16 protein-coding genes are annotated in these 11,257 nt (G+C 70.0%); 5 read left to right on the forward strand and 11 right to left on the reverse strand.

The window, feature by feature from the left end; translation table 11 throughout:
* On the reverse strand, positions 1 to 1,917 hold the full coding sequence (han, locus tag HWV07_RS04850; RefSeq protein WP_178333214.1) for a Hef-associated nuclease: 1,917 nt from the start codon (positions 1,915 to 1,917) through the stop codon (positions 1 to 3).
* A 124-nt stretch (positions 1,918 to 2,041) separates the two neighbouring features.
* On the opposite strand from han, the gene HWV07_RS04855 reads away from it, so the two are divergent.
* Entirely contained in the window at positions 2,042 to 2,545 is a 504-nt protein-coding gene (locus tag HWV07_RS04855; protein WP_178333215.1) for a Mov34/MPN/PAD-1 family protein, read from the forward strand.
* Entirely contained in the window at positions 2,542 to 2,970 is a 429-nt protein-coding gene (locus HWV07_RS04860) for an FAD synthase family protein (RefSeq protein WP_178333216.1), read from the forward strand. Before HWV07_RS04855 ends, HWV07_RS04860 begins: the two co-directional genes overlap by 4 nt.
* A 12-nt stretch (positions 2,971 to 2,982) precedes the next feature.
* On the opposite strand, the gene HWV07_RS04865 is transcribed toward HWV07_RS04860, so the two are convergent.
* Both HWV07_RS04865 and HWV07_RS04870 read right to left on the reverse strand, forming a co-directional pair.
* The gene (locus HWV07_RS04865) at positions 2,983 to 4,080 is read right to left on the reverse strand and encodes a glycosyltransferase (protein ID WP_178333217.1); all 1,098 of its coding nucleotides are present in this window, start codon (positions 4,078 to 4,080) and stop codon (positions 2,983 to 2,985) included.
* 39 nt (positions 4,081 to 4,119) lie between these two features.
* A complete protein-coding gene (locus HWV07_RS04870; protein WP_178333218.1) occupies positions 4,120 to 5,184 on the reverse strand; it encodes a glycosyltransferase family 4 protein in 1,065 nt (354 codons plus the stop codon).
* A 109-nt stretch (positions 5,185 to 5,293) separates the two neighbouring features.
* Between HWV07_RS04870 and HWV07_RS04875 the strand changes: the two genes are divergently transcribed.
* Together HWV07_RS04875 and HWV07_RS04880 are read left to right on the forward strand one after the other, a co-directional pair.
* A complete protein-coding gene (locus HWV07_RS04875; RefSeq protein WP_178333219.1) occupies positions 5,294 to 5,896 on the forward strand; it encodes a DUF420 domain-containing protein in 603 nt (200 codons plus the stop codon).
* Between the two features lie 24 nt (positions 5,897 to 5,920).
* Complete coding sequence (locus HWV07_RS04880) at positions 5,921 to 6,628, forward strand: 5-formyltetrahydrofolate cyclo-ligase (RefSeq protein ID WP_178333220.1); 708 nt, start codon at positions 5,921 to 5,923, stop codon at positions 6,626 to 6,628.
* A 4-nt stretch (positions 6,629 to 6,632) separates the two neighbouring features.
* Here the strand turns inward: HWV07_RS04880 and HWV07_RS04885 are convergent, their stop codons facing one another.
* The 4 genes from HWV07_RS04885 to HWV07_RS04900 all read right to left on the reverse strand — a co-directional run bounded on the left by HWV07_RS04885 (position 6,633) and on the right by HWV07_RS04900 (position 9,197).
* Positions 6,633 to 7,409, reverse strand: a complete 777-nt coding sequence (locus HWV07_RS04885; protein ID WP_178333221.1) for an ABC transporter permease — start codon at positions 7,407 to 7,409, stop codon at positions 6,633 to 6,635.
* On the reverse strand, positions 7,406 to 8,326 hold the full coding sequence (locus tag HWV07_RS04890; RefSeq protein ID WP_178333222.1) for an ABC transporter ATP-binding protein: 921 nt from the start codon (positions 8,324 to 8,326) through the stop codon (positions 7,406 to 7,408). The genes HWV07_RS04885 and HWV07_RS04890 overlap by 4 nt, the downstream gene beginning before the upstream one ends.
* A 48-nt stretch (positions 8,327 to 8,374) precedes the next feature.
* On the reverse strand, positions 8,375 to 8,605 hold the full coding sequence (locus tag HWV07_RS04895; protein ID WP_178333223.1) for a SelT/SelW/SelH family protein: 231 nt from the start codon (positions 8,603 to 8,605) through the stop codon (positions 8,375 to 8,377).
* 82 nt (positions 8,606 to 8,687) lie between these two features.
* Positions 8,688 to 9,197, reverse strand: coding sequence for a DUF6789 family protein (locus HWV07_RS04900; protein WP_178333224.1), 510 nt, complete (start codon positions 9,195 to 9,197; stop codon positions 8,688 to 8,690).
* Positions 9,198 to 9,309: 112 nt separating this feature from the next.
* Between HWV07_RS04900 and HWV07_RS04905 the strand changes: the two genes are divergently transcribed.
* A complete protein-coding gene (locus HWV07_RS04905) occupies positions 9,310 to 9,498 on the forward strand; it encodes a hypothetical protein (RefSeq protein WP_178333225.1) in 189 nt (62 codons plus the stop codon).
* Between the two features lies 1 nt (position 9,499).
* On the opposite strand, the gene HWV07_RS04910 is transcribed toward HWV07_RS04905, so the two are convergent.
* The 4 genes from HWV07_RS04910 to HWV07_RS04925 form a co-directional block, all read right to left on the reverse strand.
* Positions 9,500 to 10,174: a DUF7546 family protein gene (locus HWV07_RS04910; RefSeq protein ID WP_211694228.1), complete on the reverse strand. Its 675-nt coding sequence runs from the start codon at positions 10,172 to 10,174 to the stop codon at positions 9,500 to 9,502.
* A 55-nt stretch (positions 10,175 to 10,229) separates the two neighbouring features.
* Positions 10,230 to 10,499 (reverse strand): cytochrome C oxidase subunit IV family protein, encoded by a 270-nt coding sequence (locus HWV07_RS04915; protein WP_178333226.1) that lies wholly within the window; start codon positions 10,497 to 10,499, stop codon positions 10,230 to 10,232.
* Positions 10,500 to 10,558: 59 nt separating this feature from the next.
* Positions 10,559 to 10,699: a hypothetical protein gene (locus HWV07_RS04920; RefSeq protein ID WP_178333227.1), complete on the reverse strand. Its 141-nt coding sequence runs from the start codon at positions 10,697 to 10,699 to the stop codon at positions 10,559 to 10,561.
* 68 nt (positions 10,700 to 10,767) lie between these two features.
* Positions 10,768 to 11,223, reverse strand: a complete 456-nt coding sequence (locus HWV07_RS04925) for a hypothetical protein (RefSeq protein ID WP_178333228.1) — start codon at positions 11,221 to 11,223, stop codon at positions 10,768 to 10,770.
* Positions 11,224 to 11,257 lie beyond the last annotated feature (34 nt).

Consider the following 11,257-nt stretch of genomic DNA (forward strand, 5'->3'; position numbering starts at 1 on the left):
CTACTCGTCGCCGCCGTCGCGGACGAGCGTGCTCCGGAGGTCCTCGTCGAGCTCGGCGTCCTCCATCTTCTCGACGAGCGCGTCGATGACGGTCTCGCGCATGCCCGAGACGAACTTGATGGAGCCGACGACGAGGTGGCCGCCGCCGGAGACCCCGGCGCCCTCGACCTCGTCCTGCAGTTCCGTGACCATGTTCGGGATGTCCAGGCGGACGCCGTCGGAGCGCAGGACCGCGAAGTCCGGCCCGTAGCCGATGGTGATGACTGGGTCGCCCGTCTCCGTGACCTTCCGGTCGTGGAGCTCGCCGGTCGTCTTCCCGGGCGCGGGGTAGGTGAACCGGCGGGCGTGGTTCTCGACGTCGAGGCGGTAGAGGTGCGCGCCGTTGTCGAGGGACTCGTGTTCGACGTGCGGTTCGGCGTCGTCGATCTGCTCCTCGACGTCGCGGCGCGCCCGCGAGGAGAGGAACTCGACGAGCTCCTCGTGGCGCTCGTCGTCGTCGCACTCCAGGTTCAGGACGTCGTTGATGAGGTTGCGGCCGGACTGGTAGCGCAGCCAGTGGGCGGCGTAGTCCAGCGCCTCGCCGATGTCCTCGAGGTCGTCCTCGGTGTACCCGGCCTGCTCGGCCAGTTCGAGGTAGTCGTCCATCGCGTCGGCCTTCGAGCGGTCCGACAGCCCGGCGACCGCGGGGACGTGTTCGAGCTGGTCGGTGATCGAGGGGTCGATCATCCGGGCCAGTTCGACGCACATCATCCCGGTGGTGATGCGGTAGTCCTCGTCGTGGAGGTAGGGGTTGACGTGCTCCTCGACGAGCGGGCCGACGTCGTCGGGGTCGGGGTGGTGGTGGTCGACGACGAGGATGGGGATGTCGTACTGGGCCATCGCGCGGTAGGCCGGGGTGTCCTCCTCGGTCGAGCCGTTGTCGACCATGAACAGCAGCGGGAGCCGCTGGCCGTGGCGCTCCTCGTCCTCCAGCGCGAAGTTGAGGTCGCGGGTGACGTCCTCCATCTCGTAGAAGGGCGCCTTCGACGGGAGCCGCTTGAACAGGTGCCGCGGGGCGTCGGGGTCCTCGTGGACCTCGGCGACGAAGTTCTCGAGGGCGACCTGGACCGGGAGGGACGCGCACATGCCGTCGCCGTCGGCGTGGTGGCGGAGGCGGATCGGTCGGGACTCGAGGACGGACAGCCGGAGCCGGCGGGCGACGTCCGCGAGGTCGTCGCGGAGCTTCTCGAAGGCCGGCCAGTCGATGAGCGGCTCGACGTCGGCCGGTTCGGCGCGCTCCTCGAGGGCGGCGTCGACGCGCTCGCGGACCTCTTCCTGGGCCTCACCGCGGAGCTTCGAGAGCCCCTCGACCTCGATCTGGAGGGCACCCTCCCGCGTCTCGACGCGGCCCGTCACGCGGACGGTGTCGTCGAGTTCGACGTCGGGATAGGCGCGGACGCCGGCCTCCTCGAAGGCCGCACAGGGGACGACGCCGGTACCGTCGCGGATGGAGAAGATGGTCGGGCCGGCGGTCTGCTTGATCTGGACGACGTCGCCCTCCAGGTGGACGGCGTCGCCGACGCGGTCGGTCAGGTCCTCGACGCCGACGTCGTCGCCGGGGACGACGTCCTCGACGTCGACCTCGTCGGGGGCGACGTCAATCTCCTCGAAGCCGAGGTCGCCGTTCTCCCGGACCTCGACGAGCCTGACGACGAGGTCGTCGCCGACGTCGTAGTCGTTCTGCAGGTTCGACTCGTGGACGAGCCCCGAGACGTGCTCGGAGAGGTCGACGAAGACGCCGTACTCGACGGCCCCGTTGACGGTGGCCAGGTACGACGCACCCTCCTCGACGTCCTCGACGGTGCAGCCTGCCGCGAGATCGTGGACGACCCCCTCGGGGGGTCGGTTGCCGGCGTCGCCGGCAGCGGACGAAGTCATTGTGGAAAGGTCGGTTCGGCCGGGTTTAAGAGTGTTGTTAGCCGTTCGGCCCGGTGGCGACGCGGCTCCGAGTCCGGAGCGGGAGGCCGGAAGCCTTAGTTATCGGGCGACCCGACGTCCCGGCATGGGACTGCTGGGGTCGCTGACGCCGAACCTCTTCCGCTCGAGCGAGATCCTCGGGATCGCGGACGACGCCCTGGAGTTCGCCCTCAGGGCCTCCGAGGACGCCCACCCCAACGAGTACATGGGCCAGCTCCGCGGCGAGGACGCCCGCAAGCTGGGGCTGGACCGCGACGGGACGGTCATCACCGACGTACTGCTGGCGCCAGGGACGAAGACCAATCCCGTCAGCGCGGAGTTCAACCCCTCCTACATGCCGAACGACCTCAAGGGGGTCGGCTCGGTCCACTCCCACCCCAACGGGGTGCTCCGCCCCAGCGACGCCGACCTCGCGACGTTCTCGCGGGGGAAGGTCCACATCATCGTCGGCGCGCCGTACGGCCAGGACGACTGGCGCGCCTTCGACACGGAAGGCAAGGAGACGAACCTTGAGGTCCTGAACGTCGACCTGCCGGACGACCAGTTCTTCGACTTCACCCAGCGGGACATCGACCGGGAGCTGCGATGAGACGCGTCGTCGCACAGGGTACCTTCGACCTCCTGCATCCCGGCCACCTCCACTACCTCTCGGAGGCCCGGTCGATGGGCGACGAACTCCACGTCATCGTCTCCCGCAGCGAGAACGTCACGCACAAGGAGAAGCCCGTGGTCGGCGACCGGCAGCGCCGCGACATGATCGCGGCGCTCGACCCGGTCGACGAGGCCCGCCTCGGGGACACCGAGGACTTCTTCGTCCCCATCCGCGACATCGACCCGGACGTCATCGTGCTCGGCCACGACCAGCACCACGACGAGGACACCCTCGCGGCGATGCTGGCCGACGAGGGCATCGACTGCGAGGTCGCCCGCGCCTCCGCCCGCGAGCCGCGGTACGACGACGAAATCCTCTCGACCGGCCGCATCATCGACCGGGTCTGCGAGCGCCGCTGCTGACGTTCCGGGCAGTCACGACACCGATTCGTAGACACCCTGTAGTTGCTCGATAGAGTGATCGACGCCGAGCGCCTCGCGCCGCTCGAGACACTGCACCGACAGAGCGTCCGACTCGGCGAGCGCCCGGCGGAGCGCCGCCCGGAAGTCCTCGAGGTCGCCCGGCCGGTAGTGGTAGCCCGTCTCGCCGTCGTCCACCGTCTCCGAGAGGGCGCCGCTGTCGACGGCGACGACCGGCGTCCCGCAGGCGACGGCCTCCAGGGCGACGAGCCCCTGGGTCTCGACCGGGCTGGGGAAGGCGAACGCGTCGAGCGCGCTGTAGAAGGTCGGCAGTTCCGCCCGGTCGAGGAACCCGAGGAAGACGACGTCGTCGCGGGCCGCCGCCCGCCGCCGGAGTTCCGGGCTTGCGGGCCCGTCGCCGGCGAGGACGACACCCGCGTCGAGACCGACCGTCGCGGTCAGCAGGTCCTCGAGCCGCTTCTCGTAGCCGTGACGACCGGTGTAGCCGACCAGCGGTCCGTCCGGGAGGTCGTGGTGGCGGCGGAACGCGGCGACGGCCTCGTCGTCGGCCGGCCCGAAGTGCTCGGTGTCGACGCCGTTGGAGACGACGTGGACGTCCGTCCCGCCGCTGCAGACCTGCTCCGCGGCGGTCTCCGTCGGCACGACGACGGCGTCGACCGCACCGAAGAACCACCGCTCGTAGCTGTCCGCCGCGCGGCGGAGGACGCCGGCGAAGGCGTCGCTGATGTAGGTGGCGTACTCGCGGGCGGGGGTGTGGTAGGAGGCGACCAGCGGCACGTCGTGGTCGGCGGCGAGCCGCCGACCGGCCAGCCCGAGCGTGAAGGGGGTGTGCGTGTGGACGACGTCGAGGTCCGCGTCGGCGACCGCCTCGGGGACCCGCGGCCAGCCGAAGCGGAACCCCTGGTAGAACGGGAATGGGACGCTCGGTACGGGGTGCTCCTCGGCGGTCGGCGCGTACTCGCCGTCCTCCGGGTAGACGACCGGCATCCGACCGCCGCGGTCCGTCCAGGCGTCGCGCCAGGTGCTGACCGTGTAGGTCACGCCGTTGACCGTCGGGAGGTACGTATCCGTGAATACCGCGACGGTCTCCATGACCGGGGATTCGACCACAGGGGTCTAATGGGTTGTGACTTACTCGCCAGAATGAAGCCGACGAGCCGTCGCGTAGGCGTCCCTGAGTTCGTCGGCAACGCGGTCCAGGCCGTGCTCGCGAGCGGTCTCCCGGGCGTTCTCGCCGAGTCGCTCTCGGAGGTCGGGGTCGTCGGCGAGTCGCTCCAGGGCCTCGTGGAACTCCGCGACGGTCTCGCACTTCAGGCAGTCCTCGCCGTCGGTGAAGAACTCCTCGAAGACGGGGATGTCCCGCAGCAGCACCGCCTTCCCGCAGGCCATCGCCTCGAGCACAGCGATGCCCTGGTTCTCGTTCTTCGTCGGGAAGCAGTAGACGTCGCCGGCGCCGTACGCGCCGCGGACGTCCTCGATCCAGCCGGTGAAGGTCACGTTCGCCGGCGGGTCCCGCACCCACCGCCGGACCGTCGGCGAGGCGTGCGGCCCGGTGTCGTAGGGGCCGAACCACGCGAAGTCGTGGTCGGTCAGTTCGGCGAGCCGGCAGAAGTCGGTCAACCCCTTCCGCTCGAAGACGTTGCCGACCGCGAAGACGACCAGCCCGTCGAGGTCGTACCGTCCCCGGTACTCGTCGCGGAACGACTCGAACCCCTCCAGCGACGCCAGGTCGACGCCGTTCGTCACCGGCCGGATCGGCGCCTCGACCGGGTAGGACTCCAGCAGCCCCTTCGTGTACTCGCTGGGGCAGAGCACGAGGTCGGCCTGCGAGTAGAACCACCGGAGGTAGCGCCCGAGCGCCGGCGCGACCGTCGTCGACCCGCGGAAGCTCTCGGCGAAGTCCTCCCGCGTCACGTGGGCGTGCAACACGAGCGGCACGTCGTGCCGTCGGGCGTGGCGGGCGACCGCGAGGCTCCCCGGTCCCGCGAGGTTGCAGTGGGCGACGTCGCAGTCCGCGAACAGCGGGTCGCCGACCGCGCGCTTGGCGGCCGCCTTCGCCAGCGACCCGCCGTTCCACGGCGACGTGAGTAGTTCGACCTCCGTGTCCGCGAGGGCCATCCGCTGGTGGCGGGCCGAGGTGCCGATGCCACTGCGCTGCAGCTGCCCTTCGAGTTCGAGGTAGTTCAGGACGCGCACTCGACTCACGCTGGGTGCGTGCGGCACAAATAGGTGGCCGTCCCGCGGCCGGACGAGGCCGCGAGGCGGAAACGAAGCGACCAAAGCGGCGGCACCCCAAGACCGCCCCATGTCGACAGTTCGCGGGCCGCAGTTCGCGAAGGAACACCCCCGTGCCCTCACCGCCCTCCTCACCGTCGTCGGTTACGTGGTCGTGATCGGGACGCTGTACGGCGACGTCGGCCTCTACCCACAGATATCGGAGTCGACCGTCGACCTGTTCTCGGCGATCATCGCGGTCGTCAACTCCGCGACGGTCGCCTGCCTCGTCGCCGGGTGGTACTGGATCCGTAACGACGAGGTCGACCGCCACCGGCTGGCGATGACCGCCGCGTTCGCGCTCATCATGCTGTTCCTCGTCTTCTACCTCCTGAAGACTGGCGGCGGCGGCCGGAAGGAGATCGTCGAAGGGGCGCCGCTCCGGGGGCTGTACCTCGGGATGCTGGCCGTCCACATCGTCCTCTCCGTGCTGGCGGTGCCGCTGGTCCTGTACGCCATCACGCTCGGGGTGACGCACACGACGGCCGAACTCCGGGAGACCGCCCACGCCCGCGTCGGCCGCATCGCGGTCTCCGTCTGGCTGGTCAGCCTCGTCCTGGGCGTCGTCGCCTACCTGATGCTGGCGTTCTACTACGGTCCCGAACAGGTCGAGTTCGTCCGCGGGATGGCCTAGCGGTCCGGAGGTGACACACCAGAGATGACCGACAAACAGGAGATCCGCGAGCGAGTCTGGGACCACCTGGAAGCAGAAGGGTACGCCCGGTTCCCGTTCCCGCCGCACGGCCGCATCCCGAACTTCGAGGACGCCGACGCGGCGGCCGAGCGAGCGATGGCCCTCCCCGAACTCGCCGAGGCGGACGCGGTGAAGGCCAACCCCGACTCCCCGCAGCTGCCGCTCCGGCGGACACTGCTGGAGCAGGGGACGACCGTCTACATGGCCGTCCCGCGGCTCGCCGAGGAGCGGTGCTTCGTCGAACTCGACCCCGCGGAGGTCGCCGACATCGAGGCCGCGCCGACCGTCTCGCACATGGACGAGTACGGCCGACAGGTCGCCCCGGAGGCGGTGCCCGAACTCGACGCCATCGTCGTCGGTAGCGTCGCCGTGACCGACGACGGGGCACGAATCGGGAAGGGCGAGGGCTACAGCGATCTGGAGTACGCGATTCTTCGGGAACTCGGCCTGGTCGACGACGAGACCACCGTCGTCACGACCGTCCACGATTCGCAAATCGTCGACGACGAGGTGGACGTCGGGCGCCACGACGTACCGATGGACGTCGTCTGTACACCCTCCCGGACCATCCGGACCGACGCCGCCCCCGAGAAACCGGCCGGTATCTTCTGGGAGGACGTCGACGACGAGCGAATCGAGGAGATCCCGGTGCTGGACGGCCTCCGGGAGTAGTCTCTCAGTCCGTCCGGGGGAGGGCGTACGCGCCGGCGGCGAAGAAGCCGACCGCGAGGGCGGCCAGCACCGCGAGGTCGAGGTACGGCCCCGAGCCGACGAGCCCGGAGCGGGCAGGGTCCCAGCCAGGGAACGTCGCCGCGCGCACGCCGCGGGCGAAGTACGTCAGCGGCGAGAGGCTCATCAGCGGGACGAACCAGCCCGGCAGCATCGACGGCGGGACGAACGTTTCCGAGAGGAAGAGCAGCGGGAGCGCCACGCCGTTCGATGCCGCGACGACGCCGTCCTGTGAGTCCGCCAGCCGTCCGAGGACCGCGCCGAAGCCGCAGAACAGCGCGACGCCGAGGACGAGGTAGGGGACCAGCAACGCGGAGAACTCGAAGGCCGCGTCTGTGACGAGCAGGACGAGTCCTCCGATGAGCAGCGACGCGAGGCCGACGACGACGACGTTGACGAGCGTCTGGGCGAGCAGCCACTCGGGGCGGGTCAGCGGCGTGGTCGCGAGCTTCTCGAAGCGGTTGCCCTCGCGGTGGCGGGCGACCTCGTGGCCGACCCGAGACAGCGGCGTGAACAGCACGACGACCGCCAGGTAGCCGGCGACGTAGTAGCCCGGCGGCTCGGCAAAGAGGCCGCCGCCGGTCGGGTCCGTCTGCACCAGTGCCCCGAAGATGAGGATGATGATGACGGGGAAGAAGAACGTGAAGAAGACCGCCGTCCGGCGGCGGGTGAAACCGTGCCAGGCCGCCCGCGTCTCGGCGGCGATCCGTCCGAGGCGGCTCACGGCCGACCACCCTCGATGGGGTCGCCGCCTGCTGTCACGTCCGTTCCCGTCAGCGCGACATAGACGTCGTCGAGGCTCGGCTGCCGCCAGACGAGCCCGCCGTACTCGACGTCGGCGGCCTCCAGCATCTCGACGACCGCAGGGATCTCCTCGGGCCCGACAGGGACCGCGACGTGGCGCTCGTCTGGCAGGAGGTCGTAGCCCGCGGATTCGAGCGCCCGCGAGGCGGCCATCTCGTCCTCCGCTTCGACGACGAGTCGGCTGTCGCCGCCGTGCCGGGCGACGAGTTCGCCGGGCGAGCCGAGCGTGACGAGGCGGCCGTCGGCGAGCAGCCCCACCCGGTCGGCGAGTTCCTCCGCCTCCTCCATGTAGTGGGTCGTCAGCAGGACCGTCGTCCCGCCGTCGGCGAGCCGCTCGACCAGTCGCCAGAGGTCGCGGCGGCCGGTGGGGTCGATGCCGGTCGTCGGTTCGTCGAGGACGAGCAGTTCGGGGTCGTTGACCAGCGCGGTCCCGACGCAGGCGCGGCGCTTCTGGCCGCCCGAGAGGTTCTCGTACCACGTTCCGGCGCTGTCCTCGAGGCCGACGTCGGAGAGGACCGCGTCGACGTCCCGCGACTCGTCGTAGAGGCCGGCGTAGTAGGCGACGAGTTCGCGGGCGGTGAGCCGCCCGGCGGGGGAGAACTCCTGGGGCAGGAGGCCGATGCGGTGGCGGGCGACGTCGGTCGGCGGCGCGCCGAAGAGTTCGACGGTCCCCTCGGCGTCCGTCGTCCCGGTCAGCGCGCGGATGAGCGTCGTCTTCCCGGCCCCGTTGGGGCCGATGAGGGCGAACACCTCGCCGGCCTCGACGGAGAAGGAGACGCCGTCCAGCGCCACCGTCTCGCCGTAGCTGCGGCGGACGTCCTCGGCACGGATGACCATGCGTGGACGGCCGCCGGCGGGCGGGTAAAGCCTGCCGTTCTCGTCCGACTAGATGGCGTCTCTGACCTCGCGGGTGATCGCGTCGACGTCGTAGTCGTCCTCGTCCTTGTCGAAGACGACGTCGCCGTCGACGGTGACGCGGAAGACGCCGTGGTCGCCGGTCACCAGCGACACCCGGTCGAGGTCGTCGCCGAACGCCGACAGCAGCGCCTCCGCGAGGTCCGACGCGCGATTCAGGAAGCCACACGGGACGCAGTACTCTATCTCGACGTCGGTCATAGCGCGGTCGTACGGCCACGCGCGTGAAAGTCCTGACGGCAAGTTCCGTAGCGGCGAACGGCGGGCGGAACGCCGAGTCCTCTCAGACGATCGGCTCGGAGCGGTTGCCGAAGTAGTCGAGGACGGCGCCGAGACAGAACCCGTAGACGAGGTGGCCGATCAGGGTGAACAGGACGTAGACGCCCAGTTCGAGCCCGGTGTAGTCGACGTAGAACGCCAGGACGAACCCCGTCCAGAGGACGAACCCGAGGAAGAGGCCCTGCTTGGGGTTGGTGTCCCCGGGGAGGTAGTGGCCGATGGAGGCGAACAGCAGCGGCCACGTCACCATCCCGCCGGCCAGGAACAGCAGGTAGCCGATGAGCGTCGCGTACCCGGGCGCGATGGCCTGGATGCCCGTCATCTCGCCGAGCATCGCCAGCGACTCCAGTTCGAAGCCGCCCAGCGTCTGGGCGACCAGTAGCACCATCGTCATCCCGGCGACGCCGACGGCGCCGGCCACGGCGCCGATGATGCCGTCGAAGACGATGCTCATCATGGAGTCGCCGCTCCGCTCGGGGGTGCCGAACGCGTTCGCCGAGTCGTCGGATGCCATGTGTACACATAACACCCGCTCGGTATAAATAACCTCGTCGTGGCCGTCGCGACGGCCGACGAGCGGCCGAGGGGCGGGAAAGACGTATGCGCCTGTGCCCGTAGCCAGGGGTATGGAGGCGAAGACGGCGCTGCTCGTCGCCCTCGGGGTCGCCGTCGGGCTCCCCTACGTCACCGTCTTGCTGCTCAGGAGCGGTCGCTTCGGGCTCGCCGTCTTCGCCGCGCTGTTCGTCGCAGTCTGTCTCCTGGTCGTGGGCAGCGACCTCCGGGAGGGCGACGAGTCGCCGCCCGAACGGGAGTGACTCAGTCGCCGAACCCGGGGCGCCAGTAGAGGAGCGCCACGGTGGCGAGGAAGACCGCCGTCGAGAGGTCGTAAGAGAGCTGCATCGCCGACGTGGACAGGAAGCCGGCGCCGCCGACGAACGTCGATCCGACGGCGGCGACGACGGGCCACGTACATGAGACGCAGGAGAGCAATCCGAGGACGCCGCCGACGGCCGACCGCGTCGTCTCGAGCAGCGCGGCGTAGACCAGGTAGGCCAGCGCCGTGTAGCCGACCACGTAAGCCGGCATCAGCACGAACGAGACGGTCGAGCCCGCGTAGACGAGGGCCGGCCCCCATCCAGGCGTCAGCCACGCGACGCGGAGGCCGCCGGCGCTCTCGATGCCGGTCCCGACCAGCCCGCCGGTGACGGCCAGGAGCCCGAAGTACGCCGTCGCCACCGCGAGCGCCCGGCGGCGCGTCCGGAACGGGATCCCCGACGGGATGCTGCGGCCGCGGACCGCGAGCAGTCCGACGTCGATCCACAGCAGGCCGAAGAGCACGTACCGGGGCTCGGTGAGCCGGAGGCCCGAGAAGGAGTAGTACAGCACCACCGCGACGAGCTGGACGTTCAGGACGAGACCGTAGCGGAGGAGCTGGTCGGACGGCGGGAGCGGAATAGGCAGTCGGTCGAGCGAGCGTGTCCGGGGAATCATGGGTGGGCCGACGGTCGAAGGGCGCGAGGCCGTCCGGTCGTGGGTCGGCCGCGGTTCACGAGATGGAGTACGACGCCGCGACCATCAGCAGGAGGGCGAGTGCGAGCGCCTGCGCCATGAGCGCGGTCAGCGAGCGGTTCTCCCAGCGGAGGTGCTGGTAGTAGCCGACGATGAGCCCGGTCTTCAGCGCCGCGGCGGTCATCGTCGCGGCGAAGGCCTGCCAGTAGCTGAAGAACTCGAAGTGAAAGAAGACGAACTTCGACGTCGCCAGCCCCACGAGCGCGAGGTAGATGAGCGCGTAGAGCTTCACTGAGTCGCTCGCCATGTGTCGTGGGAACGATAGACACGCACCTACTAAACGTTAACCCCCGTGGCCGGACTCCGCTACGGCCCCGTCTCGTCGTCCCTGAAGTAGTTCCAGACCCAGTTGAAGAAGAGCAGCCCGGCCACCCAGATCCCGACGCCGATCAGGCCGAACAGGACCCCGCGGAGCAGCGGCACGTCGGCGAGCGGTTCCAGCACCATGGCGAGTGAGACGCCGGCGCGAACAAATACCTACCGCCGGAGCGACGTGACCCCGATCCGGGCGCCGGTCAGCCGTCCACCCGGACGAGCACCACGAGACAGACCAGCAGCACGAGTTCCGCGAGCTTCGAGACGAGGGCCAGCGGGTCGCCGAGCAGGTGTTCGACGGCGACGATCAGCGGATTACCCCCGTGGACGTTCGGCTCGAGGTGCGGCCAGAAGGCCCCGTGGTCGAGGGCGGTGTGCCAGACGACGAAGCCGACGAGGAAGCACAACGTGACGAGGATGCCGCCGAGGTACAGCCCCCGCCCGGCGAAGCCGTTGTACCCCAGGAGGACGCCGGAGATCAGCGCGAACGCGCCCAGGGTGAAGACCAGCGGTCGCGGGTCGCCGAGGTAGCCGGCGTTCGCGTAGACGAGCAGCGCGACGCCGCCCTGCGAGGGGTGCAGCAGGTGGACGACGGCGGTGAACAGGGCGAGTCCGCCGGCGAGGAGTCGCAGTCGGGCGAGGGTCGCGTCGTCCATGAGCGGGAGTTTCGGTGGTCCGACGTAGGTGTTC

Origin of the sequence: Natronomonas salina (assembly GCF_013391105.1) — an archaeon.
Taxonomy (GTDB): Archaea; Halobacteriota; Halobacteria; order Halobacteriales; family Haloarculaceae; genus Natronomonas; species Natronomonas salina.